Source organism: Albidovulum sediminicola (assembly GCF_025751575.1).
Classification (GTDB): domain Bacteria; phylum Pseudomonadota; class Alphaproteobacteria; order Rhodobacterales; family Rhodobacteraceae; genus Albidovulum; species Albidovulum sediminicola.
Window position 1 is genome coordinate 171,039 of record NZ_JAOWLA010000007.1, and the last position, 24,151, is coordinate 195,189.

General features: G+C 65.7%; 25 protein-coding genes. 16 read left to right on the top strand and 9 right to left on the bottom strand.

What is annotated here, in order from left to right; translation table 11 throughout:
• Positions 1-46: 46 nt before the first annotated feature.
• Together OE647_RS09435 and OE647_RS09440 are read left to right on the top strand one after the other, a co-directional pair.
• Positions 47-1,177, top strand: coding sequence for a putative 2-aminoethylphosphonate ABC transporter ATP-binding protein (locus OE647_RS09435; protein ID WP_263721480.1), 1,131 nt, complete (start codon positions 47-49; stop codon positions 1,175-1,177).
• Positions 1,170-3,179, top strand: a complete 2,010-nt coding sequence (locus OE647_RS09440) for a putative 2-aminoethylphosphonate ABC transporter permease subunit (protein ID WP_263721481.1) — start codon at positions 1,170-1,172, stop codon at positions 3,177-3,179. Before OE647_RS09435 ends, OE647_RS09440 begins: the two co-directional genes overlap by 8 nt.
• A gap of 803 nt (positions 3,180-3,982) precedes the next feature.
• Here the strand turns inward: OE647_RS09440 and parE are convergent.
• Positions 3,983-5,938 (bottom strand): DNA topoisomerase IV subunit B, encoded by a 1,956-nt coding sequence (gene parE / locus OE647_RS09445; protein ID WP_263721482.1) that lies wholly within the window; start codon positions 5,936-5,938, stop codon positions 3,983-3,985.
• Positions 5,939-6,061: 123 nt separating this feature from the next.
• Here parE and OE647_RS09450 point away from each other — a divergent pair, with 123 nt between their 5' ends.
• Positions 6,062-6,655, top strand: coding sequence for an SAM-dependent methyltransferase (locus OE647_RS09450; protein WP_263721483.1), 594 nt, complete (start codon positions 6,062-6,064; stop codon positions 6,653-6,655).
• Between the two features lie 11 nt (positions 6,656-6,666).
• Here OE647_RS09450 and OE647_RS09455 read toward each other — a convergent pair whose 3' ends face one another.
• A complete protein-coding gene (locus OE647_RS09455; RefSeq protein ID WP_263721484.1) occupies positions 6,667-7,311 on the bottom strand; it encodes a glutathione S-transferase family protein in 645 nt (214 codons plus the stop codon).
• Positions 7,312-7,552: 241 nt separating this feature from the next.
• Here OE647_RS09455 and ppk2 point away from each other — a divergent pair, with 241 nt between their 5' ends.
• From ppk2 to OE647_RS09470, 3 genes are all read left to right on the top strand, one after another.
• Positions 7,553-8,545 (top strand): polyphosphate kinase 2, encoded by a 993-nt coding sequence (gene ppk2, locus OE647_RS09460; protein WP_263721485.1) that lies wholly within the window; start codon positions 7,553-7,555, stop codon positions 8,543-8,545.
• 134 nt (positions 8,546-8,679) lie between these two features.
• Positions 8,680-9,213 (top strand): GNAT family N-acetyltransferase, encoded by a 534-nt coding sequence (locus tag OE647_RS09465; protein WP_263721486.1) that lies wholly within the window; start codon positions 8,680-8,682, stop codon positions 9,211-9,213.
• Positions 9,214-9,259: 46 nt separating this feature from the next.
• Complete coding sequence (locus tag OE647_RS09470) at positions 9,260-10,624, top strand: MATE family efflux transporter (protein WP_263721487.1); 1,365 nt, start codon at positions 9,260-9,262, stop codon at positions 10,622-10,624.
• Positions 10,625-10,628: 4 nt separating this feature from the next.
• Here the strand turns inward: OE647_RS09470 and OE647_RS09475 are convergent, their stop codons facing one another.
• The 3 genes from OE647_RS09475 to OE647_RS09485 are packed head-to-tail and all read right to left on the bottom strand — an operon-like array spanning position 10,629 to position 12,965.
• Entirely contained in the window at positions 10,629-11,036 is a 408-nt protein-coding gene (locus tag OE647_RS09475; protein WP_263721488.1) for a hypothetical protein, read from the bottom strand.
• A gap of 58 nt (positions 11,037-11,094) precedes the next feature.
• On the bottom strand, positions 11,095-11,718 hold the full coding sequence (locus tag OE647_RS09480) for a class I SAM-dependent methyltransferase (RefSeq protein WP_263721489.1): 624 nt from the start codon (positions 11,716-11,718) through the stop codon (positions 11,095-11,097).
• 44 nt (positions 11,719-11,762) lie between these two features.
• The gene (locus tag OE647_RS09485; RefSeq protein ID WP_263721490.1) at positions 11,763-12,965 is read right to left on the bottom strand and encodes a pyridoxal phosphate-dependent aminotransferase; all 1,203 of its coding nucleotides are present in this window, start codon (positions 12,963-12,965) and stop codon (positions 11,763-11,765) included.
• 83 nt (positions 12,966-13,048) lie between these two features.
• Between OE647_RS09485 and OE647_RS09490 the strand changes: the two genes are divergently transcribed.
• The 3 genes from OE647_RS09490 to OE647_RS09500 all read left to right on the top strand — a co-directional run bounded on the left by OE647_RS09490 (position 13,049) and on the right by OE647_RS09500 (position 14,289).
• Entirely contained in the window at positions 13,049-13,444 is a 396-nt protein-coding gene (locus OE647_RS09490) for a helix-turn-helix domain-containing protein (protein ID WP_263721491.1), read from the top strand.
• Positions 13,441-13,716, top strand: coding sequence for an FAD assembly factor SdhE (locus tag OE647_RS09495; RefSeq protein ID WP_263721492.1), 276 nt, complete (start codon positions 13,441-13,443; stop codon positions 13,714-13,716). Before OE647_RS09490 ends, OE647_RS09495 begins: the two co-directional genes overlap by 4 nt.
• A gap of 75 nt (positions 13,717-13,791) precedes the next feature.
• Positions 13,792-14,289 (top strand): winged helix DNA-binding protein, encoded by a 498-nt coding sequence (locus OE647_RS09500; RefSeq protein ID WP_263721493.1) that lies wholly within the window; start codon positions 13,792-13,794, stop codon positions 14,287-14,289.
• A gap of 45 nt (positions 14,290-14,334) precedes the next feature.
• On the opposite strand, the gene OE647_RS09505 is transcribed toward OE647_RS09500, so the two are convergent.
• Genes OE647_RS09505 through OE647_RS09515 form a run of 3 tightly spaced genes read right to left on the bottom strand, consistent with a single transcriptional unit; the run spans position 14,335 to position 16,132 of the window.
• On the bottom strand, positions 14,335-15,030 hold the full coding sequence (locus OE647_RS09505; protein ID WP_263721494.1) for a DUF1194 domain-containing protein: 696 nt from the start codon (positions 15,028-15,030) through the stop codon (positions 14,335-14,337).
• On the bottom strand, positions 15,027-15,737 hold the full coding sequence (locus OE647_RS09510) for a DUF1194 domain-containing protein (RefSeq protein ID WP_263721495.1): 711 nt from the start codon (positions 15,735-15,737) through the stop codon (positions 15,027-15,029). The genes OE647_RS09505 and OE647_RS09510 overlap by 4 nt, the downstream gene beginning before the upstream one ends.
• Entirely contained in the window at positions 15,704-16,132 is a 429-nt protein-coding gene (locus OE647_RS09515) for a VOC family protein (protein WP_263721496.1), read from the bottom strand. The genes OE647_RS09510 and OE647_RS09515 overlap by 34 nt, the downstream gene beginning before the upstream one ends.
• Positions 16,133-16,286: 154 nt before the next feature.
• Here OE647_RS09515 and thyX point away from each other — a divergent pair, with 154 nt between their 5' ends.
• Together thyX and OE647_RS09525 are read left to right on the top strand one after the other, a co-directional pair.
• Positions 16,287-17,192, top strand: coding sequence for an FAD-dependent thymidylate synthase (thyX, locus tag OE647_RS09520; RefSeq protein ID WP_263721497.1), 906 nt, complete (start codon positions 16,287-16,289; stop codon positions 17,190-17,192).
• Positions 17,193-17,353: 161 nt separating this feature from the next.
• Positions 17,354-19,366, top strand: a complete 2,013-nt coding sequence (locus OE647_RS09525) for a DEAD/DEAH box helicase (protein ID WP_263721498.1) — start codon at positions 17,354-17,356, stop codon at positions 19,364-19,366.
• Positions 19,367-19,424: 58 nt separating this feature from the next.
• Here OE647_RS09525 and OE647_RS09530 read toward each other — a convergent pair whose 3' ends face one another.
• Positions 19,425-20,321, bottom strand: coding sequence for a LysR family transcriptional regulator (locus OE647_RS09530; protein ID WP_263721499.1), 897 nt, complete (start codon positions 20,319-20,321; stop codon positions 19,425-19,427).
• Positions 20,322-20,448: 127 nt separating this feature from the next.
• Here OE647_RS09530 and OE647_RS09535 point away from each other — a divergent pair, with 127 nt between their 5' ends.
• The 5 genes from OE647_RS09535 (at position 20,449) to OE647_RS09555 (ending at position 24,130) form a co-directional block, all read left to right on the top strand.
• Entirely contained in the window at positions 20,449-21,024 is a 576-nt protein-coding gene (locus OE647_RS09535) for an NADPH-dependent F420 reductase (RefSeq protein WP_263721500.1), read from the top strand.
• A gap of 24 nt (positions 21,025-21,048) precedes the next feature.
• Positions 21,049-21,471 carry a DoxX family protein gene (locus OE647_RS09540; RefSeq protein WP_263721501.1) on the top strand — a complete coding sequence of 141 codons (423 nt, stop codon included), beginning with the start codon at positions 21,049-21,051 and terminating at the stop codon, positions 21,469-21,471.
• 51 nt (positions 21,472-21,522) lie between these two features.
• Positions 21,523-22,347: a 4,5-DOPA-extradiol-dioxygenase gene (ygiD, locus tag OE647_RS09545; RefSeq protein ID WP_263721502.1), complete on the top strand. Its 825-nt coding sequence runs from the start codon at positions 21,523-21,525 to the stop codon at positions 22,345-22,347.
• Positions 22,348-22,358: 11 nt separating this feature from the next.
• Positions 22,359-23,360: a glutathione S-transferase family protein gene (locus OE647_RS09550; protein WP_263721503.1), complete on the top strand. Its 1,002-nt coding sequence runs from the start codon at positions 22,359-22,361 to the stop codon at positions 23,358-23,360.
• Between the two features lie 86 nt (positions 23,361-23,446).
• Complete coding sequence (locus OE647_RS09555) at positions 23,447-24,130, top strand: fumarylacetoacetate hydrolase family protein (RefSeq protein WP_263721504.1); 684 nt, start codon at positions 23,447-23,449, stop codon at positions 24,128-24,130.
• The last annotated feature ends 21 nt before the right edge of the window (positions 24,131-24,151 follow it).

The window sequence follows — 24,151 nt, forward strand, 5'->3', positions numbered from 1 at the left end:
CCAGTCCGGCGCCCCTTTTCGCGACCGCATCGACCGGACGGAAGACATGACAGAACCCAAAGCCGAGGCGCAGGTCACTGCTGCGGCTGAAGAGCCCTATCTTGAGATCGAGGGGCTGTGGAAAGCCTTTGGCGACTTCCTGGCGCTTCGGGACGTTTCGCTGACCATCGCGCAGGGGGAGTTCATCTGCTTCCTCGGGCCTTCGGGATGCGGCAAGACCACGCTTCTCAGGGCGATCGCGGGATTGGACCCGCAGACGCGCGGGTCTATCCGGCAGGGCGGGCGCGACATTTCGGACCTGCCCGCCTCGCAGCGGGACTATGGGATCGTGTTTCAGTCCTACGCGCTGTTCCCGAACCTGACAGTCGAAAGAAACATCGCCTTCGGGCTTGAGAACACCAGACGCCCCAGGGCCGAAATCACGGCGCGGGTGCAGGAGTTGCTGCAACTGGTCGGTCTGCCCGAGCAGGCGAAGAAATACCCCGCGCAACTCTCCGGCGGCCAGCAGCAGCGGATCGCCCTGGCGCGCGCCATCGCGATCAAGCCCGGCCTTCTGCTGCTGGACGAGCCGCTCTCGGCGCTGGATGCCAAGGTGCGTGTCCACTTGCGTCACGAGATCAAGGAACTTCAGCGCAAGCTGGGGGTCACGACCATCATGGTGACCCACGACCAGGAAGAGGCGCTGTCGATGGCCGACCGTATCGTGGTCATGAACCACGGGAGGATCGAGCAGATCGGCACCCCGACAGAGATCTACCGCGACCCCGCGACGCTTTTCGTGGCCGATTTCATCGGCGAGACGAACCGCGTCGCCACGACCTTCTCCGGCGGCTCCGTCAGGGTCGGCGACACGACGCTGGCAACCCAGGCGACCGGCTTTGCCGAAGGTGCCGCCGTCACCATGGCGGTGCGTCCCGAGGATGTGCTGCCCCATGCCGGCGGGCACGCCGGTGCGCCCCTGCCCAACCACCTTGCCGTGCGGATCGAGGCGATGGAGTTCCTCGGCTCCTATTGGCGCACGCATCTGAGCAGCCCGGCGCTGGGGGCGACACCGCTTGTCGCGAATTTCTCGATGAACGCAGTGCGGCGCCTGGACCTCTCGGTCGGGGCGGGGCTGACGGTCGAACTGCCCGCCGAGCGGGTTCTTGTCTTTGCCCGCGGGGGCGACAATGGCTGAGGCGCCCTCCCTTCCCGCCGGCCGCGCTATCCGTCTCAGGATCGACAGCGACGGCTGGATCAAACGCGCCTTCATGGGGGTCATCGCGCTTTACCTCATGGTGGCGCTGGCGCTGCCGCTTTACGCGATGCTGTCGAAAAGCTTCGTGACCTACAGCTTCGACCTCGCGCGCTACGAATTCCAGGTCAGTGACGAAAGCGGGACCGTCTGGGGCGAGCCGGTGAGCGCCGCCGCATTGAATGCGCAACTCGGCAAGTTCAGCGACGCCGATCTTGCCTCCAGCACCGACGGCCGCTTGTCCGTCACCGATTTCTTCCCCGACTTCAGCTTCCGCAGCCCGGTCAAGTACCGCATCCGCGGCGTTGCCGACAACGCGCCCTATCTTGTCGGGCTTGATCTGCGCAATTCGACCGAATGGCAGGAGTTCGACAGCAACACCTTTCGCCGCATCAACCTGCGGCCGGTGGCCTCGACCGGACTCCAGAACTACACCGAGTATTTCTCGAACCCCGTGCTGTTCTCCTCCATCGAGAACTCGCTTTACATCGCCACGATCTCGACCGTGCTGACGGTGATCTTCGCCTTCGGCTTCGCCTACGCGATCAACCGGTCCTGCATGCCGTTCAAGGGGGCGTTCCGGCTAATTGCGATGATGCCGATCCTAGTGCCGTCGCTGCTGCCCGGGATCGCGCTGATCTACATGTTCGGCAATCAGGGCTTCCTGAAGGGGATTCTGTTCGGGCAGTCGATCTATGGCCCCCTGGGTATCGTTATCGGCTCGGTCTTCTTCACCTTCCCGCATGCGCTGATCATCATCTCGACCGCGCTTTCGATCTCCGACCAGCGGCAGTACGAGGCCGCGGAGTCCCTTCGCGCCTCGAAGTGGCGCACCTTCTGGACGGTGACGATCCCCGGGGCGCGCTACGGGCTGATCTCCGCCGCCTTCGTGACCTTCACGCTGGTCATCACCGACTTCGGCCTGCCCAAGGTCATCGGCGGGCAGTACAACGTGCTGGCCATCGACATCTACAAGCAGGTCATCGGCCAGCAGAATTTCGAGATGGGGGCCGTCGTTTCCGTCGTCCTGCTGATCCCCGCCATCGTCGCCTTCGTGGTCGATCGGCAGGTGCAGAAGAAACAGGTCTCGCTCCTCTCCGCCCGTTCGGTGCCGTATGAGCCGAAGCCGAACCGCCGCTTCGACATGGCGATGCTGGCCTGGTGCGCGGCCATGGGGGTCTTCATCGCCGGGATCATCGGCGTCTGCCAATTCGCGGCGCTGATCAACTACTGGCCCTATGACCTCAGCTTCTCCTTGCGCAACTACGACTTCAACAAGATGGATGGCGGCGGCTGGGGGGCCTACTGGAACTCGCTCGAACTCGCCGCGCTGACCGCCGTGATCGGCACCGCGATCATCTTCACCGGCGCCTATATGGTCGAGAAGATCGACGGCTTCAAAACCGGCCGGGCGGTGTTCCAGTTCCTGGCGATGCTGCCGATGGCCATTCCGGGGATGGTGCTGGGGCTGGCCTACATCTTCTTCTTCAACAACCCCGCCAATCCGCTGAACGGGATCTACGGGACCATGGCGATCCTCGTCGTCTCGACCGTCACGCATTTCTACACCGTGGGCCACCTGACCGCGCTGACCGCGCTGAAGCAGATCGACGCGGAGTTCGAGCCCGTCGCCGCCTCGCTCCGCCAGCCGTTCTGGAGGCTTTTTGCCCGCGTCACGGTGCCGGTCTGCCTGCCCGCGATCCTCGATATCTCGATCTACATGTTCGTGAACGCGATGACGACGGTGTCGGCGGTGGTGTTCCTTTACTCCACCCACACGGCGCTGGCCTCGGTCGCGGTGCTGAACATGGACGACGCGGGCGACATCGCGCCCGCCGCCGCGATGGGCATGATGATCTTCTACACCAACGCGACGGCAAGGGTCCTGCACGCGTTCGCCTCCCGGAGCATCCTGAGACGCACGCAGGCCTGGCGGGTGAGGTAGGCACTTCGGAGGACCGTTGGCCGAAGGTCCAGTGGACCTTCGGCAGGTCCGATTGCCCGGAGGCGCAAGCCGCAGGGCAAGGGGTTATCAGATATCGCGGTGCGCCCGTAATCGGGGCGCGTCTGCCTGGGCGGGCGCGGCCCGATTTTCCGCAGGACAAATCGGGCGGAGACGAGTTCAAATGCCCAACGCATACTAATCAAAATTGTAATATGCGTCGATAAGCGTGACCCACTGTCCTCCATAACCCGACTGCAATGTGCCGAGTGCAAGAAAGAACATTTCGACCCTCCAAATTAACCTGCTCCAGGGCAATATTTCCCTTCGGCTTCTCTGAAGATGTGCAATCGCTGCTCTTAGAGAGGCATCTTCTAGTGGTGGCGGAAAAGTCTTTCGACCAGAAATCCTCTTTGAGATGCTCTTACTTAGTTTCCGAATTTCAGATTCTGTGCTTAGTTTTAGTTCATTCTTTAGCTTGAGCTTTCTCAGAACCCTGCTGATCTGAAGCGAGTGCAGGTCAAACGTAAGGTTTAAGCGATCTTCGTTCATCCTCCTGTGGGCTTCGAGCCTATTCACCGCGGCGACCATTGCCGTCCATTCTGCGGACTTGTGCGAGTCTTCGTACCGTACGCGGTACCTAGATATAAAAAGGATTGTCCATGCAATGATTAAAGTTCCTGATGATTGAAACGATTCTGGTCTATTTTGAAAAACATGTGGCAAGCAAAAACTCACCCAAATTAAAACATATGTTAGCACATATAAAGCTGAGCGAAGCCAGTAGGGCATCCTGCTAATTATCCTCAAACATCCAGCTCCTCCACGAACCGCGCGTTCTCTGAAATATACTGGAACCGCAGCTCGGGTTTCTTGCCCATCAGCCGCTCGACAAGGTCCGAGGTCTCGCCCGGTTCGTCCTCGTCGATGCTGACGCGGATCAATTTCCGCGTGGCGGGGTTCATGGTGGTGTCCTTCAGGTCCTTGGCGTCCATCTCGCCCAGGCCCTTGAAGCGTTGCACGTCGATCTTGCCCTTGCCGCCCAGGCCCTTCTCCATCATCCGCTCCTTCTCCGCATCGTCCGCGACGTAGATGCGGCGCGCGCCCTGCGTCAGGCGGTAAAGCGGCGGGCAGGCGAGGTAGAGGTGCCCCTTGTCGATCATCGGCCGCATCTGGGTGAAGAAGAAAGTCATCAGCAGGCTGGCGATATGGGCCCCGTCCACGTCGGCGTCGGTCATGATGATGATCTTGTCGTAGCGCAGGTCATCCAGGTTGAACTTGGTCCCGATCCCGCAGCCGAGCGCCTGGCACAGGTCGTTGATCTCCTGGTTCTGGCCCATTTTCGCGGAGGCCGCGCCAAGGACGTTCAGGATCTTGCCCCGAAGCGGCAGAAGCGCCTGCGTCGTGCGGTCCCGCGCCATCTTGGCGCTGCCGCCCGCGCTGTCGCCCTCGACGATGAAAAGCTCCGTCCCCTCGCGATTGGTGGCCGAACAGTCCACCAGCTTGCCCGGCAGCCGCAGCTTCTTGGTCGCCGATTTGCGCGCGGTTTCCTTTTCCTGGCGCCGGCGCAGGCGTTCGTCGGCCCGCAGCACCAGGAAGTCGAGGATCGCGCCCGCCGACTTGGTGTCGGAGGCCAGCCAGTTGTCGAAATGGTCGCGCACCGCGCCCTCGGTCATGCGCGCGGCGGCCTCGGTCGCAAGCCGGTCCTTGGTCTGGCCCACGAATTGCGGTTCGCGGATGAAGCAGGAGACCAGCGCGCAGCCCCCGGTGATCAGGTCGTCGCGCGTGATGGTCTCGGCCTTGCGGTTCCGGACCAGGTCGCCATAGGCGCGGATGCCCTTCAGGATCGCCGACCAGAACCCGGCCTCATGCGTGCCGCCCTCGGGCGTGGGGACCGTGTTGCAGTAGGACTGGATGAACCCGTCGCGGGAGGGCGTCCAGTTGATCGCCCATTCGACGCTGCCGGGCTCGCCATACTTGTCCTGGAAGCTGACCTTGCCCGCGAAGGGCCGGTCGGCATAGGTCGTCGAGCCATTCAGGCTTTCGCCCAGGTAGTCGGCCAGGCCGCCGGGGAAGTGGAAGACGGCCTCCCTCGGCGTCTCGCCATCCTCGATCGCGGATTTCCAGCGGATCTCCACGCCCGAGAACAGGTAGGCCTTGGAGCGCACCATCTTCATCAGCCGCGCGGGCTTGAAGCGGTGATGGCCAAAGATCTCTTCGTCCGCGTGGAAGGTGACGGAGGTGCCGCGGCGGTTCGGCGCCTGGCCGATCTTTTGCACCGGGCCTTGCGGAATGCCGCGTGAAAACCGCTGTTCGAACAGTTCCTTGTTGCGCGCGACCTCGACCACCAGGGAATCCGACAGCGCGTTGACGACCGAGGCGCCGACGCCGTGCAAGCCGCCCGAGGTCTCATAGGCCTTGCCGGAAAACTTGCCGCCCGCGTGCAGGGTGCAGAGGATCACCTCAAGCGCGGACTTGCCGGGGAACTTCGGGTGCGGGTCGATCGGGATGCCGCGGCCGTTGTCGCGGATGGTGACGGCGTAGTCGGCGTGCAGTTCGACCTCGATCCGCGTGGCATGGCCGGCCACCGCCTCGTCCATGGAGTTGTCGAGGATTTCGGCTACCAGGTGATGCAGCGCGCGTTCGTCGGTGCCGCCGATATACATGCCCGGCCGCTTGCGCACCGGCTCCAGACCTTCGAGGACCTCAATGGAATGGGCGTTGTAATCGTCCGTCCGCGCGGACAGGAGGTCGTTCGGCATGGCACTGCTCTTTGCTCTGGTTGGCCGGGGATTAGACCACGGGGGCAGGGCAGGGGCAAGCGGTCAGGGCTTGATCCCGTGGGCCGGTCGCGGAACTATCACGGGCAGGATCGGGGGTGTGGCATGTGGAATGATCGTTACGCGGGCGACGACTATCTTTTCGGGACCGAGCCGGCCGATTTCCTGCATCGCGCGCGCCCTTGTATCGCGCCGGGGCAGACGGCACTGGTCATCGCGGACGGCGAAGGGCGCAATTCCGTCTGGCTGGCCGGGCAAGGGCTTAAGGTCGCGGCCTTCGATTCAGCGCCCAATGCGGTTGCCAAGGCCCGAAGACTGGCCGAGGCGCGGGGTGTCGCGGTCGAATTCCAGCTGTGTGATCTGGACGATTGGGACTGGTCGCGCAGGTTCGATGTGGTCGCAGGGATTTTCATCCAGTTTGTCGGACCCGCCGGACAACCGCAGTTGTTCGAGCGGATCGACCGGGCGCTGACGCCTGGCGGGCTGTTGTTGCTGCATGGCTACGCGCCGCGCCAGGTAGAATACGGGACCGGCGGGCCGCCCTACCGGGAAAACATGTACACGCTCGACCTGCTGCGCCGCGGCTTTGCCGGTTATGAAATCCTGCGGGCAGAGGACTTTGATGCCGATGTCGATGAGGGGCGCGGCCATTCCGGCCGCTCGGCGCTGATAGACTTCATCGCGCGCAAGCCCCTTTGACCCCGGGGGCGTCACAACGTCTCCGCCTCGCGCGCCTGCCACATCTTCTGGAAAGCGGGCCTTGCGTGAAGCCCGGCGATCCAGTTGGCGATCGCCGGGAATGCCTCGATCAACCCAGGGAGCGCCATGGCGTAGCGGACGACCTCCGCCATGTTGATGTCGGCCACGGTGAAGCGCCCGCCGACGAGCCAGCCGCTGCCCTCCAATGCGCCGTTCAGCACGGCGAAGGGGCGGCGCAGCCTGTCGGCCGCTGCCGTCGCGGCCGCGCGCCCGGCCTCGGTCGCCTGGTCGGCATAAAGCGCCTCAAGCGCCGGGGGCTCGATCGCGGTGATGGCGTAGAAGGACCATTCGTCCATCAGCGCCTGCTCCCTCGTGTCGCGGGGGCCAAGATCGCCGCCCCGGGTGCGCGCGAGGTGCAGGTTGATCGCCATCGATTCCGACAGGACGAGGTCGTCATCCTCCAGCACCGGGACCGCCGCGGCGGGTGAAAGCGCCTTGAACGCTGGCGTCTGGGTGTGCGGGCGGTTCGCGGCCTCTTCGTCGGTCAGCCGGTAGCGCTGGACCACGGGAACATGGTCATAGGGCAGGCCGAGTTCTTCCAGCAGCCAGATGTTGCGCGCGGCGCGCGACCGATAGACGCCGTGTAGACGAAGCATGAAGCACCTCCCGTGAAATCCGCAGGCCCTCGGGTCGGGCCTCGCGGTCAAATCCTCTTTAAGGCCCGGTCGAGCGAAGCGCCATCACCCCCGTGCGTCCATCCGGTTTCCGATAAGCGTCGTCCGACGCGGCAAAGGCCGGATTCTCTCAAGCGAAGCAGGCGTTTTTTGACACGAGTCATGGCGCGGTCGGAAGGCGCCCATGAAAGTTGTCCGCCATTGGCAACAGGAAGGAATAACCATGACCAAAGCGCTTGAAGTCGCTGCCGCCAAGGATGCCAAGCCCACCGCCCTGCCCGATAACGCCCCGCAGGCTGAAGCCCCGCCCGCCGAAGCCGCGCCCGCCGCACGCAAAGGGCCCAAGGCCTTTCCGGTCGTGAATGCCGACGCCATCCGGCATGCGTTCGAAACCGGGAAGTATCCCTATGCCCACAAGCTAGCGACCAAGGCCTATGAAGAGGAGAAGGCCAGGCTTCAGACCGAGCTTCTGAAGGTCCAGATCTGGGCGCAGGAGACCGGGCAGAAATTCGTGATCCTTTTCGAGGGGCGCGATGCGGCCGGCAAGGGCGGCACCATCAAGCGGTATATGGAGCATCTCAACCCGCGCTTCGCCCGGGTCGTCGCACTCAACAAGCCCTCGGATGTGGAGAGGGGCCAGTGGTTCTTCCAGCGCTACATCCAGCACCTTCCGACAGCGGGCGAGATGGTCTTCTATGACCGCAGCTGGTACAACCGCGCGGGCGTGGAACGGGTCATGGGGTTCTGCTCGCCCACCGATTACCTCGAATTCATGCGTCAGGCGCCAGAGGTCGAACGGATGCTCGTCCGTTCCGGGATCAGGCTTTACAAGTACTGGTTCTCGGTCACGCGGGACGAGCAGCGCCGGCGTTTCACGGCGCGTGAAACCGACCCGCTGAAACGGTGGAAACTGTCGCCGATCGATAAGGCCTCGCTCGACAAATGGGACGATTATACCGAGGCGAAGGAGGCGATGTTCTTCTATACCGATACGGCGGACGCGCCCTGGGTCATCGTGAAGTCGAACGACAAGAAACGCGCGCGGCTGAACTGCATGAAGCACTTCCTGTCGTCGCTCGACTACCCGGACAAGGACTTGACCGTCGTCACGCCCCCAGACCCGATGATCGTCGGACGCGCCAGCCATGTCGTCCAGCATGCGGAACATATTCTGGGCGCCTCGCTCCATCCCGATCTTCGGCGCAGCAAGCCCTGAAACAACGCCCCGGCCGTCTGCCGGGGTTGAGGACCGTGCATGGCAGCCCTGCGCGGGCGGGGCTGGCAAGGCGCGTGTTCAGGCCCCATCATCATGCTGCGCCGCAGCATGGCGGCGCCTGCCAGGGGGCCGCCATGGCCGCAATTCCAGTCAACGGCATCCGTCTGGTGCCGCACTCGCCGGCAGATCCGGGCTGGCGCGCGCGCCTGAAGGCACATCTTCTGGGCCTCGGACCGGAGGCGCGGTTGAACCGTTTCTTCACCCTGGTGTCGGACGACCATCTTGAGCGCTACGCCGAGACCGCAGTGCCGGAGGTCGTGATCGATGCGGTGGAGGATGGCGCGATTGTCGGCGTTGCCGAACTTTACCGCTGGCGCGAGGCGGGAAACGAGGGCGAAATCGCCCTGTCGGTCGATGAGGCCCATCGTCATGCCGGCATAGGGCAGGCGCTTGTCGATGCCGCGCTGGCCGAGGGCCGGCGACGCGGTTTCGCTGACATGCATCTCTATTTCCGCAAGGCCAACCCCGCGATGCGGCGGATCGCGGCGCGGTCGGGGCTTGAGTTGCGCGACAGCGGCGACCCGTGCATCGCCGAGGTCCATGCTCGGCTCAGACGCCGGGGCGGGTGGCGCAGCTTGTTGGGCCTGCTGCGGCGGCGCGCCGGCTGAGGTCATCCCGCTGGACCCGGCCCCGGTGCGGCTGTAAGGGTCTGTGATGGTTAAGTCTATTTCATATCCGGCGCAGGCGCGGGCGCTTCTGGCCTTGGGCCTGCCGCTCATCGGGTCGAACATCGCGCAAATGGCGTTGCATGTGGCCGATACCGTCATGGTGGGGCGGTACGGCACGGTCGAGCTTGCCGCCGTCGTCATCGGATCGTCGACCTTCTTCGTCGTTTTCATCCTGGGATCGGGCTTTGCGCAGGCCGTGATGCCCATGGTCGCCTCGTCACTGGCGCGCGGGGACGAGGTGCAGGTACGCCGCGATACCCGCATGGGGCTTTGGCTCTCGATTGGGTTCGCGCTGCTGACGGTGCCGTTCTTCTGGTGGTCGGGGCGCCTGCTGCATGCGGTGGGGCAGGAGCCGCGCGTGGCGGAGTTGGGGCAGGATTACCTGCGCATCGCCGGGCTTGGCATGTTGCCCGCCCTGGTCGTGGTCGCGCTCAGAAGCCTGCTCTCGGCGCTTGAGCGCGCGGGCGTGGTCCTTTGGGCCACCCTCGCGGGGGTGCTCTTGAACATCTTCCTCAACTGGCTGCTGATCTTCGGCAACTGGGGCGCGCCGGAACTGGGGGTAAAGGGGGCGGCCATCGCCTCGGTCGCGACGCAATTCCTGATGATGGGGCTGCTTGCGCTTTATGCCTCGTTCCACCACGAATTGCGCCGCTTCCATCTTTTCGTGCGGTTCTGGCGTCCGGACGGCACGGTTCTGAGACAGGTCTTCCGGCTGGGCTGGCCAATCGGCCTGACGGGCCTTTTCGAAAGCGGCCTCTTCGAGGCGGCGGCGATCATGATGGGCTGGATCGGCGCGGTGGAGCTTGCCTCGCACGGGATCGCGCTGCAGCTTGCCGCGATCACCTTCATGGTCCACCTCGGCCTGTCGAACGCGGCGACGGTCCGCGCGGGGCGCGCCTTTGGCATGGGCGATGTCGAGGGGCTGCGCGACGGCGCGCGCGTGGCAATCGTGATGTCGACAGGATTCGCCATGGCCACCGTGATTGTCTTTCTGGCCTTTCCCGGGCTGCTGATCGGCCTGTTCCTCGACCCCGCTAACCCCCAGGGGGGCGAGATCATCGCCTATGCGACCGGGCTTCTGGCGGTGGCCGCGCTTTTCCAGATGGCCGACAGCGCGCAGGTCATGGCGCTGGGGCTGCTGAGGGGAATTCACGATACGCGGGTGCCCATGATCATCGCCTCGGTCAGTTACTGGCTGATCGGGATTCCGGTGAGCTACATTCTGGCCTTCAGGCTCGGCATGGGGGGCATTGGTCTGTGGCTCGGTCTCGTGGTGGGGCTCGTGGTCGCGGCGGTGCTGCTGATGCTGCGGTTCTGGCGTTGGCGCGGCTCCGAGGTCCAGCCCGCCTGACCGCTTAGCCTGCCTGATCCGGGTCTGCCCGCTCCGCCTTCTTCCGAACCAGGACGGAACGCAGGTCGTGCATCGCCAGCAAGAGCGCGTCTGTCACCTGCGCCAGCTGCGCATCGCTCGCCCGCGTCTGCGCCCAGTGCGCGGTCTGGTTGAGATGGTCGACGGTCCTGAGAATGTCGTCGGTGTCGCGCCGCGCCAGAAGCGCCTGGCGGTCGCGCAGCCAGTCCCGGATCCGGGCCATCTCGTGGTCGGGCAGCGCCCGCCCGCCCTGCGGCTTGATCTCGCCATTGCGGGTGTTGACGACGGCGATCTGCTCCATCTCGATCCGGCGCATGCGGTTCTCGGTGTCGATGCGAAACACCGCCGCGCCGTTTTCGCGGATGCGGAAGTAAAGCTCTGGCAGATCGTTCATTTCCGCGCCCCTTGTCGCGGTCAGACTAGGCAGGCCCGCGCAGGCTGTCAAAGCCCGATCAGCGCCTGCGCGCGACGATGAAGCGGCGCGGCGGGCGCTTGGGGAAATCGCCTGATTCCAGGATGTCGAACCCGGCGGCGCGCACCGTGCCTTCGAGCCAACCGGGCGAGAAGAAGTGCACCGGCGGCGCCTTGCCGATCGCCCGCATGAGCGACACGGCAGGCCACATGAGCCGCCAGGGGCCGCACAGGCACGCGGTCTTCGAGATGAAGAGACCGCCGGGGGCTAGACGGTCGCGGATCTGCGCGATGGCTGCCGCCGGATCGTCCGCGAGGTGGAGCATGTTCAGCGCCAGGATCACGTCGAACTGCCCCCCGGGAAGGCGCCCGTCGTCAAGGCTCGCCTGCGCCACCTCAAGGTTGCTCAGCCCGGCTTCGGCGCATTTCGCCCGGCCGATCTCGACCATCGCCGCCGAATAATCGGTCGCGAGGTAGTGACCGACCGAGGGGGCAAGCTGAAGTGCGGTGCTGGCCGTGCCGCATCCGATCTCCAGCACCCGGTCCGTTGGCCGGAGGCGTTCCCGCATCCGGCCAAGCGTATAGTCATAGGCCGTCATGTCCGCGATCGGCGCGGCGGCGTATTTCCTGGCGGCACGGTCCCAGAAGCGCGAAGATTTCACCATGACGGGCCTCCTTTTCCTCCCTGAGTGATGCCGCCTCGCCCCGATCAGGTCAGGCCGGCGCAGAAGCTCTGGATGCGGCGGCAGGCTTCCTCCAGCGCCGCGTCCGAGGTCGCGTAGCTGACGCGAAAGTTGGGGGAGACGCCGAAGGCCGCGCCGAAGACGACCGCGACGCCGGTTTCCTCCAGAAGGGCCGCCGCGAAGGCCTCGTCATCGTTGATGACCGTGCCGCCGGCCGAGGTCTTGCCGATGCAGCCCGAGATGTCGGGGTAGACGTAGAAGGCGCCCTCAGGCCGCGGGCAGGTGATGCCGCTCGCCTGGTTCAGCATCGACACGACCAGGTCGCGGCGGCGCTGGAACAGCGCCTTGTTGTCCGTCAGGAAGCCCTGCGGCCCGTCCAGCGCTTCGACCGCAGCGTATTGGGAGACCGAGCAGGGGTTCGAGGTCGACTGCGACTGGATCGTGCCCATGGCCTTGATCAGTTGCACCGGCCCGCCCGCGTAGCCGATCCGCCAGCCCGTCATCGCATAGGCCTTCGACACGCCGTTGCAGGTCAGCGTGCGGTCGAAAAGCCCCGGTTCGACCTCGGCCGGGGTCGCGAACTTGAAGTCGTCGAAGACGAGGTGTTCGTACATGTCGTCCGACATGATCCAGACATGGGGGTGGCGCATCAGAACGTCGGTCAGCGCCTTCAGCTCCGCCGCCGTGTAGCCCGCGCCCGTGGGGTTCGAGGGCGAGTTGAAGATGAACCACTTGGTCTTCGGCGTGATCGCGGCTTCAAGCTTTTCGGGCGTCAGCTTGAAATCGGTTTCGATTCCGCATTCGACCGTGACGGGCGTGCCGCCGGCCAGCAGCACCATGTCGGGATAGCTGACCCAGTAGGGCGCGGGGATGATCACCTCGTCGCCCGGATTGCAGGTCGCCATCAGCGCGTTGTAGAGGATCTGCTTGCCGCCGGTGCCGACCGTGATCTGCGAGGGCGTGTACTTCAGCCCGTTCTCGCGTTCGAACTTACGGCAGATCGCGGCCTTCAGTTCGGGGATGCCATCGACGGCGGTGTATTTCGTCTTGCCCGCGTCGATCGCGCGCTTGGCCGCGTCCTTGATGTTCTGCGGCGTGTCGAAGTCGGGCTCGCCCGCGCCGAGGCCGATCACGTCCTTGCCTTCGGCCTTCAGCTGCTGGGCCTTGGTCGTCACGGCGATGGTGGGCGACGGTTTGACGCGGGCCAATGTGTCGGACAGGAAGGCCATCGGGGTTCTCCGGTTTGTAATTGCCGGGGTCATGTCATAGGTTGGCGCCTGAAACTGATCAAGCGGCAACGAGAGGAGATATCATGTCCGACGTAACCGATGACGGATGGTACGCCAACGACATCGCCACCTTTGGCGACCGGCTGGCCGCCGCGCGCGAGGCACAAGGCCTCGCACAGGAGGAATTCGCGCAGCGCCTGGGCGTCAAGCTCAGGACGGTTCGCCACTGGGAAGAGGACGCCATGGAACCCCGCGCGAACCGACTTCAGATGATGGCCGGGATGCTTGGCGTTTCGCTCATGTGGCTTCTGACCGGCAGGGGGCAGGGCGTCGCCGCGCCGGGCGCCAATGACGGGGGCGAACTACCCCGCCTGCTGGGCGACCTGCGGGTGCTGCGCCGCGACGCGGCTGAAATCGCGGGGCGCGTCGCCGAACTGCAAAACCGGCTGGAGCGGATCGTCGCGCAGGAGGCCGCATGAGCGAACCGCACGAGGCCCGGCTCAAACGCCTGTCCATGCGCTCCTGGCGTAGGGGAACCAAGGAGATGGACCTGATCCTTGGCCCCTATGCCGACGCGCATCTGGCCTCGATGCGGCCCGAGACGCTTGACCTCTATGAAAGGCTCCTGGCCGAGAACGACCAGGATATCTACCCTTGGATGACCGGCGGCGCCGATGCGCCGCCGGGTCTCCAGACCATCGTCGCGGAAATTTCGGCCTTCGCCCGGGCCCGGCATGGCCCGGCGCGCTGAGGCCCTGCGCATTTAACCAAAATTTCGGCTTTCGGCCGCAGTCTGCACCGTGACCAACGGACTGCGGAGGTGCGGATGACCATTCATGCAACCCTGGAGGAGACCCCGCAGGCTGGGTTCCTGAGGGGCTATCTGGAGACGCTGGGCCTGCTCGAACGGCTTCATCGCCTGCTTCTTGACCTGATCAAGGACGAGTTTGAGCGGCTTGGCATTCTTGAGGTCAACTCGGTTCAGGCCCTTCTGCTCTTCAATATCGGCGATTCGGAGGTAACGGCGGGCGAACTCAAGACCCGTGGCTACTATCAGGGCTCGAACGTCAGCTACAACCTACGCAAGCTGGTCGAGGGTGGCTACATGCATCATGAACGTTCGACCGTCGATCGCCGCTCGGTGCGGGTGCGGCTGACGGGCGAGGGGCGGCGGGTGCGTGATACCGTCGCGGCGCTCTTCCGCCGACATGCCGAGGCGATGGAGGCGCGCGGCCTGATCGCCCGGCTGACCGCGGAAGAAACGAATACCACGCTGAAACGGCTGGAGCGTTACTGGAGCGACCAGATCCGCTACATCTACTAGTGGACCGGGCCGGTCGTCCGGCGCGAATGCCGGCGGAGGCCGCCGTTAACCTTCGTCACCCTTGGCGCTTTCGCGAAACCCGATGACCGCGAACCCGATCTCCCGCCGCAGCTTGCGCGCCATCGCGGCCTCGTAGTCGCCGTAGTCACCCGCCTGTTCCAGGAAGGCGCCGGGGCCACGCAGGACGTTGGACAGGTAGAACGGCACCACGTCCGGGTCCGCGCCTGTGATGACGAGCCCGTTGACCAGCGTGTCGCCGAACGGAAAGGCCCGGTAGGCGTCGGAGGGGGCGAAGGCCTCGTTGTTGACCCCGTCGCCCGAGATGTCGAGCGTGCGGCGGTCGCAGTCCGGAGCCCGGCCGAGCAACATGGCCCCGTAGCCGAGGCCCGCGCCAAGGGCGGTCGGATATTCGTCGAAGCTGCGCTCTGCCGCCGCGACCCCTTCGGCGGCGCGGGTCAGGTCGGCCTCGTCCCGGATCGGGGTCCAGTCCAGCACCATCGCCTGCTGCCAGCGACCGCTCCATTCATAGACGGCGAGCGCAACCCATTGGCCGTCGACGGAAAACAGCGCCTCCTTCACCTCCTGAGACAGGAGAGCGGCCGCCAGCCCGTCGCGCTGCAACGCATATTCCTGCGCATCGACCGAGGCGGAGACATCGAGCCCCAAGGCAAGCGCGAGGCGGCAGTCCGATGCCGCTGCGGGGGGCGCGGCCAGCGCCAGCGCGATCGCCAAGGCCCTCACCCTCGATCCCCTCGGGTCTCGACGCGGCCCAGAAGCTGTTCGGTCAACTCCCGTTCCAGCTTGCGGCGAAAGGCGCGGGGGAAGTCGGCATGGATGCGCGCGACCTCGACGAAGGCGCCCTTGCCGCTGATCAGGTGCTCCCGATAGTAGACCGCGATATCCGCCTCGTGACCGCCGATCGCGAGCCCGTTGACCAGAACGCCACCCGGGTCGCGGCGCGCCCGGACAATGTCCGGACCGTCGCCATCGTTGTTGCGCCCGTCGCCCGAGATGTCGAGCGTGCGGGCCGGACAGTCGCCCGCCCGGTTCAACAGGTCGAGGCCGTAATCCAGCGCCTCTCCCAGCGCGGTGGGTAGCCTGTCTTCGGACCGGGCATAAGCGGCGATTCGCGCCGAGATCGCGTCGATGTCGGCCTGCGATGTCACTTCCGTCCAGTCCAGGACCATCGCCTGCGCCCCCTGTCCCGACCATTCGTAAAGCGCCAGGCGAACGTGGTCCTCCGACCCCAGAAGCGCCCGGACGATTTCCGGTGCCGCGAGGGCCGCCAGGATGCCGTCGCGCTGGATCGCGTAGTCCTGCGCATCGACCGAGCGCGACACGTCGAACCCGAGCGCCAGCGCAAGCCGGCAGGCGCCCCAGCCGGGCCCCGCCCAAAGCGCCAGCGTCGCTGCCGCTACCAGTGCCCGGTATTGCCCATGCTGACCCAAGGTTCCGCCGGCGCTTTCGCCTGCCCTTTCTGGAGAAGTTCGATCGAGATGTTGTCGGGGGAGCGCACGAAAGCCATCCGCCCGTCGCGCGGTGGCCGGTTGATCGTTACCCCGTTGGCCTGGAGATGCGCGCAGGTGGCGTAGATGTCATCGACCTCATAGGCGAGGTGCCCGAAATGCCGGCTGTCCGAGGGCAACCCCTCGTCCCCATCCCAGTTCCAGGTCAGTTCCACCGGGCAGTCCTCCTGGCCCGGCGGGGCCATGAAGACGAGCGTGAAGCGCCCGCCCTCGTTGTCCCAGCGCCGGGTCTCCTTCAGCCCGAGGAGTGTGTAGAACGCCATGGACTTTTCCAGGTCGAGAACCCGGACCATCGTGTGCAGATATCGGATCGTCATCGGTGACCGCCTTTCTTCACCGCCCAGACTAGCACCCCGCCGCTGTTTTCCAAGCCATACGGAAAAAAGCGGCCCCATACATTCCATCGTGGTGTTGCGCGCCGCCGCATCAAGATAAGGTGTATGACGATTCGATGATCCGGAGGATGCCCCGATGACCCTCACCCCCGAACAACTGGCCGAGATCGCCGAGGCCCGCGCCACCACGCGCCCCACCTTGCGCGCCACCTCGGAGGGCATGGAGCGCCACCTCTATGTCGCGCATGAGGTGCTGGACCATGGCCTTGTCCGCGTCATCGACTACATGGGCGACGACGCGGCGATCACGCAGGCCGCGCGCGTCAGCTACGGACGCGGCACCAAGGCGGTGCAGAACGACGAGGGGCTGATCCGCTACCTGATGCGGCACTGGCACTCGACCCCGTTCGAGATGTGCGAGGTCAAGTTCCACGTCAAGCTGCCGGTCTTCGTCGCCCGCCAATGGATCCGTCATCGCACCGCGAACGTGAACGAATACTCCGCGCGTTATTCGATCCTCGACCGCGAATTCTACATTCCCGCGCCCGAACAACTGGCCGCGCAATCGACGGTGAACAACCAGGGCCGCGGCGAATTGCTTGAGGGCGATGAGGCGCAGCGCGTGCTCGACATCCTGCGCGACGACGCCATGCGCGCCTATGATCATTATGAGAACATGCTGAGCCAGGAGGGTCAGAAGGGCCTTGCCCGAGAGCTTGCCCGCATGAACCTGCCCGCGAACGTCTATACCCAGTGGTACTGGAAGGTCGATCTGCACAACCTCTTCCACTTCCTGCGCCTGCGGGCCGACGCCCATGCGCAGTATGAGATCCGCGCCTATGCCGAGACGATGTGCGGCATCGTCAAGGACTGGGTCCCGCTCGCCTATGCGGCGTTCGAGGACTACCGTATGGGCGGCGCGACCGTCTCGGCCAAGGGGGTCGAGGTGCTGAAGCGGCGCCTGGCGGGCGAGGCGGTGACGCAGGAAAGCTCTGGCATGTCGAAGGGCGAGTGGCGGGAATTCGAGGCGGTCTGGGGCTGACGGCCGACCGCAGGGGCTAATCTGGCGGCGTCTGACGCTTTTCCGCCCGCTACGCGAAATGGCAGATATACTTCTGCTGAAAGCCCCGTTACAGACGCGGCTTCCCTGTCGTTTGGGCGGCAACTGCCGCCTGCCGCCGCCCCTGTTGGATTCTGGACGCCATGATCACTGCCCTTTCCGAAGCCCTCGCCGAACGCGGCTTCGATACCCTCACCCCCGTGCAGGAGGCCGTGAGCGCGCCCGATCTGGCCGAGGCGGACCTGCTGGTTTCCGCCCAGACCGGCTCGGGCAAGACGGTGGGCTTCGGCCTTGCCATCGCGCCGACCCTCCTCGGGGGGGAGGAGCGGTTCGGCCCCGCCGCGACGCCGCTGGCCCTTGTCGTCGCGCCGACACGCGAACTGGCCTTCCAGGTGATGCAGGAACTGCGCTGGCTTTACGCGCGCACTGGGGCGGTCGTCGCCTCTTGCGTGGGGGGCATGGACGCGCGCCAGGAACGTCGCGCGCTGGAACGCGGCGCGCATATCGTCGTGGGCACGCCGGGCCGGCTTTGCGATCACGTCCGTCGCGGCGCGCTTGACCTGGGCGATATCCGGGCCGTGGTCCTGGACGAGGCGGACGAGATGCTGGACCTCGGCTTCCGCGAGGATCTGGAGTTCCTTTTGGGCTCCGCGCCCGAGGAGCGCCGCACGCTTCTGTTCTCGGCCACCGTGTCTCCGATGATCGCCAAGCTGGCGGAACAATTCCAGCGCGACGCGCGGCGGATCTCGACGATCAACAAGTCCGAACAGCATGCCGACATCAGCTACAAGGTGTTGCGCGTCGCGGCCTCTGACGCTGACAATGCCGTCTTCAACCTGCTGCGCTATCACGACAGCGAAAGCGCCATCGTCTTCGCCAATACCCGTGCAGCGGTCAGCCATCTGAGTGCCCGCCTGACCAACCGTGGCCTCGCCGTCGTGACCCTGTCGGGCGAACTCAGCCAGGCCGAGCGCAGCCATGCCCTACAGGCGATGCGCGATGGGCGCGCGCGGGTCTGCGTGGCGACCGATGTCGCCGCGCGCGGGATCGATCTGCCGAACCTCAACCTCGTCGTTCATGCCGACCTTCCCACCAATACCGAAAGCCTGCTGCACCGGTCCGGCCGGACGGGGCGCGCCGGGCGCAAGGGGATTTCGGCCCTGATCGTGCCGCCGCGCGTGGCCAAGCAAGCAGAGCGGCTCTTGAAATGGGCGAAGCTGACGGCTGAATGGACGGTCCCGCCCTCGGCCGATGAGATCATCCGCCGTGACGAGGAACGCCTTCTGACCGATCCGGCATGGCGGGACCCGATCACCGACGACCAGGCGGAATTCGCCGCCAAGCTCCTGTCGCGCCACGGGGCCGAGGCGGTCGCAGCGGCCTTCTACCGCCTTCACCAGTCGCGCCATGCCGCGCCCGAGGACCTGTTGCCCCCCGACATGCCCGCCCCGCGCGATCACAAGGACTTCGGCCCCAGCCGCTGGTTCGCGCTTTCGGTCGGGCGTGACGCGCGGGCGGAACCGCGCTGGCTTCTGCCGCTTCTGCGGCGCAGCGCAGACCTGGAGAAAGCCGCGATCGGCGCGATCCGCGTTCAGGACACCGAGTCCTTCGTCGAGATCGCGGAGGCGAGCGTCGGGCAACTCATGGCCGCGCTTGGCCCGGACGGCGAGATCTCTGACGGCATTCGGGTGCGTGCGCTCGACGGGCTGCCGGAGTTCGCCCGGCCCGCGCGCAAACCGCGCCCCGAAGGTGGCAAGCCTTTCCGGGCGCGTGACGACGCCGGACCCGCGAAGCCCAGGCACGAGAAACCCAGGCCCGCGAAACCCGCACCGGGCGCTTGGAACCGGGAAGCGCCGGCGCGCGAGGATCGCAAGCCCTGGCAGGACCGCAAGCCCCGCAAGGACGCGGCGCCGGCGTCCGATTGGCACGCCGATGACGGCGCGGCCCCCATGCCTGCGTCGACCGAAGGCGCGCCGAAGAAGCGCAAGGCCAAGTATGAGCCGAAGGCAGGTCCGAAACCCGGCAAGAAGCCCCAGTCCGCGCACAAGCCCACGGGCACCAAGGGCGATGCCAAATGGGCGGCCAAGGGAAAGCCGCGCAAGCCCGCCGGCCCGCGCGCGGGCGGCCAGGACGCGCCGCGCCCGCGCAAGCGCTAGGTCGGGGAGGGGGGCTTGCGCGTCAGTCCCGACGCGCCTGGGCGTTGGCCCGGCTTCGTCACAGTAGGTCTGCCGAGCGGATGTCGGCGGAGGCGAAATCGATCAGCGCGCGGATCTTCCGAGGCAGCCTTCGCCCTTCGAGGTAGACGGCGCTGACCGGGGCCGCGGCGCCGGTGTAGTCGTCAAGCAGTGTCGTCAGCCGTCCGGCGGCCAGGTCCTCGCAGGCCGCGAACCTGGGCGCGAAGGCGATCCCCTTTCCTTCCGCCGCAAGGATGCAGGCGGCGCGGGCTGAATTGACGAGGAACCGGCCTTCGACCGCCACGGCGATTTCTTCGCCGCCGTGCTCCATGGTCCAGCGCCGGGGATCGCGGCGGTTCGTGTCGACGATGCAGGCATGGGCGGCAAGCTCCTCGGGCGTCCGGGGCGTTCCCGACCGGGCGAGGTAATCGGGGCTTGCCACCAGAAAGGTCTGCAAGGTGCCGAGCTTGCGGCTCTTGATCGACAGCGTGTCGGTTCGCCCGATGCGGAAGCCAAGGTCGATCCCCTCGGCCGCGAGGTCGACGAAACGGTCGCTAAGCCGCAGATCCATGGTCAGGTTTGGGTGCTGCTCCGCAAAGCGCCCCAGCATTCCTGCCACATAGAGTTCCCCGAAGGTCACAGGGGCCGTGATGCGGATGACGCCGGTGAACCCGCGCGACCCTTCGGACGCGCCGCTCAGCAGGTCATCGAGGTCGTCCAGCAGGGCGGGTGCCCGCGCCAGCATGTCCTCGCCCGCAGGCGTCAGGCCGACCTTTCGCGTCGTGCGCTGGAACAGACGCAGCCCAAGGCGTTGCTCAAGTTCCGCCACATACTTCGAGGTCAGCCGGTTCGAGGTCCCAAGCTGGTCGGCAGCAGCGGTGAAGGAGCCGGTCTGCGCCGTCGCGACAAAGGCCCTGAGTTGCGCGATCGTGTCCATCGGTTCAACCCTATTGAGAACAAAATGTGGGCAGTCATTCCATATAATCTCCATTTCAGTGATGGTCTGCAAGGACTAGGTTCAGTGCAGTCAAAAGGCGCCCAGCCGGGCCCGGAAAGGACAGCAGATGAACATCGCTATCATTGGAAATGGAAACGTCGGCTCCGGTCTGGCAGGGGTCCTGTCGCGGGCCGGGCATGACGTCACCGTCGTCGGGCGTGACGACGATCTGGCGCAGGCCGTCGGCGCCGCCGGGGTGGTGATCCTGGCAACGCCCTACGGCGCCGCTGGCAATCTGGCGGGACGCGCCGGTTTCGCCGGCAAGGTCGTGGTCGATGTGTCGAACCCGGTGACCGAGGACTTCTCGGGCCTCCAGGTCGGCCACCTGACCTCCGCCGCCGAGGAGATCGCACGGCTTCTGCCCGGCGCCTCGGTCGTGAAGGCCTTCAACACGATCTTCGCCCAGCACTACGCCAGCGGCCTGAAGATCGGCGCGCAGCCGCTTCAGACCTTTGTGGCCTCCGACGACGAAGGCGCCCGCGAAACCGTCAAGGCGCTTGCGGCCGGGATCGGGCTTGAACCGGTCGATGCCGGGCCGCTGAAGAACGCCCGCTACCTGGAGCCGCTTGGCTTCCTCAACATCCAGTTCGGCTATGTCCTAGGCAAGGGCACCGAAATCGCACCCCAACTTCTCGCGGCCTGACGCCGCCTTTCCCGGAGAAATCAGATGACTCAGAATACCGCTTCCGACTACGCCGCCCTCGTTCTTCGCGTTGCCAGCGGGGGCCTCTTCGTGGCGCATGGCCTGCTGAAGGTCTTCGTCTTCACCCTGCCCGGCACCGTCGGGTACTTCGAAAGCCTCGGGCTCCCTGGCATCTTCGCCTACCTGACCATCCTGGCCGAGGTCGGCGGCGGCGCCGCGCTGATCCTTGGCGTCGGCACCCGCGTCGTCTCGCTCGCGCTGATCCCGGTCCTCTTGGGCGCGACCTGGGCCCATGCCGGCAACGGCTGGATGTTCTCGAGCGCCGGCGGCGGCTGGGAATTCCCGCTCTTCTGGAGCGTCGCGCAGCTTGCCATCGCGCTTCTTGGCCGTGGCGCCTTCGCGTTCCGCCTGCCGGTCCTGGACCGCGCCCTCGGCCAGTTCGCCTGACCATCCGGGCCGGCCCTGAGGGCGGCCCATCCCTTTTGCCGGAGCGTCGCCATGAGCACCGCACACGCCCTGAGAAACCTGCGCGACAGCCTTGATCCGAGTGCGCGCATGCCGCTCGTCTTTCTCGGTCACGGCAGCCCGATGAACGCCATCGAGGAGACCCAGTACAGCCGCGCCTGGTCGGAGCTTGGCCGTAACCTGCCGCGCCCCAAGGCGGTGCTGGTGGTGTCGGCGCACTGGATGAGCCGGGGCACGACCCTTGTCGATGTCTCCGCCCTGCCGCGCACCATCCACGATTTCTACGGCTTCCCCGAGGCGCTTTACCGCGAAACCTATCCGGCGCCGGGCGATCCGAAGCTTGCGCGAGAAGTCGTCACGCTTCTGGCCAGCCACCACGGCGCAGAGGACGACACCTGGGGCCTTGACCACGGCGCCTGGACGATCCTGAAGTTTCTGTATCCCGGCGCCGATGTCCCCGTCTTCCAGGTCTCGATCGACATGACGCGCGGGCTCGACTACCAGCTTGAGGTCGGCCAGGCGCTTTCCGAATTGCGGGACCGGGGGGTGCTGATCCTCGGGTCGGGCAACGTCGTCCATAACCTGCGCACGATGCGCTTTGGCGGGCAGCCGCTGGACTTCGCCCTCGAATTCGACGGGCTGTTCACCGATCGTCTGGTGGCGCGCGACTTCGCGGCGCTGGCGGATCACGAAGGGCTGGGGACGCTCCTCAGGATGGCGCATCCGACGGTCGATCACTACATGCCCGCGCTGACCGTGGCGGGCGCGTCCGACGAACGCGACGACCTGACCTTCATGAACGCTTCGATCGACCTCGGGTCGGTCTCGATGCGCTCCTTCGTTTTTCACACCGCCTGAAAGGAAAAGCCATGCTTGTCGATGGAAAATGGACCGAGGACTGGCAACCGGTCCAGAAAGCCGACGATCAGGGCCGTTTCATCCGGCAGGTGTCGGAGTTTCGCAACTGGATCACCCCGGACGGCAGCGCCGGTCCGACCGGCGAGGGCGGTTTCGCCGCCGAGGCCGGGCGCTACCGGCTCTATGTCGCGCTGATCTGCCCCTGGGCCTCGCGGACATTGATCGCGCGCAAGCTCAAGGGTCTCGACCAGGTCATTCCGGTGACCGTCCTGAACCCGGAACTGACCGATCAGGGCTGGCGTTTCGGTGGCGGTCCCGGCGCGGAGGAGGACCCGCTTTTCGGTGTCCGCCACCTGCACGAGATCTATACCCGCGCCGATCCCCACTACACCGGGCGCGCGACCGTCCCTGTGCTTTGGGACCAACACCGCAACGTCATGGTGAACAACGAAAGCGCCGACATCGTGCGGATCTTCGACACCGCCTTCGAACATCTGGTCCCGTCGCATCTGCGCCTTTATCCCGCCGCGCAGGCCGCTGCGATCGACGCGCTGAACCCGCGCCTGTACCGGAAGCTGAACAACGGGGTCTACCGCGCCGGTTTCGCGACCACCCAACTGGCCTATGAGGAGGCGGTCGCCGATGTCTTCGACATGCTCGACGAGCTTGAGGCACGGCTGACCCGCGACTTCCTCTTTGGCGACGCGCCGACGGAAAGCGACATCCGCGCCTTCGTGACGCTCATCCGCTTTGACACCGCCTATCACGGGCTGTTCAAGACGAACCGGCGCCAGATCGCGGACTATCCGCGCCTTTCGGCCTTCGTGCAGCGGATGCTTGCCCTGCCGGGCGTTGCCGAAACGGTGGATCTGGATCACATCGCGCGTGGTTACTACTCCATCAAGGCGCTGAACCCCTCCGGCATCGTTCCGACCGGCCCCGCCTATGTGCGGGCCTGGCTGAACGCGGCCGCAGGCGCGGATCAATGGCCCGAGGCGCGGCGGGCGTCCTGAGGTGAGTGCCCCCGGATTGACGGCAGGCGGCCCGTCCCCATAGGTTGCCGCGTGCCGTGCCGCACCGTGCTTGAGAAGGGGCCCCGATGTCGAACCTTGTGATCCCGGCGCCGAACGTGGCGTCGATCCCCGTCGCCGGATCGGGGGCGTTCCCCGTGCGCCGGGTCTACTGCATCGGCCGCAACTACGCGGCGCACGCCGTGGAAATGGGGCACGATCCGAACCGCGAGGCCCCTTTCTTCTTCCAGAAGAACGCAAGCAACCTCGACCCGTCGGGGCGGTTTCCCTATCCGGCCATGACCTCTGACGTGCATCATGAGGTTGAGATGGTCGTGGCTCTGAAGTCCGGCGGGGTGAATATCCCACGCGACCGGGCACTCGATCATGTCTGGGGCTATGGCATCGGCCTCGACATGACGCGCCGGGATCTTCAGGGCGAGGCGAAAAAGCTTGGCCGCCCCTGGGAAATCGGCAAGGCGTTCGAGCATTCGGCGCCCGTGGGGCCGCTGCATCCGGCCTCCGAGACCGGCCATCTGTCGCAGGGTCGGATCTCGTTGCAGGTCAACGGCACGCTGCGTCAGGACGGGGACCTGAACCAGATGATCTGGAAGGTGCCCGAGATCATCTCCTACCTCTCCGACTATTTCGAACTTGCTGCGGGTGACGTGATCATGACCGGAACACCCGCGGGCGTCGGCGCCGTGGTGACGGGCGACACGATGGTCGCGACGATCGAGGGGCTTGGCAGCCTGACGGTCGAGGTCGTCTGACCGAAAGCGCGGCCCAAGGGG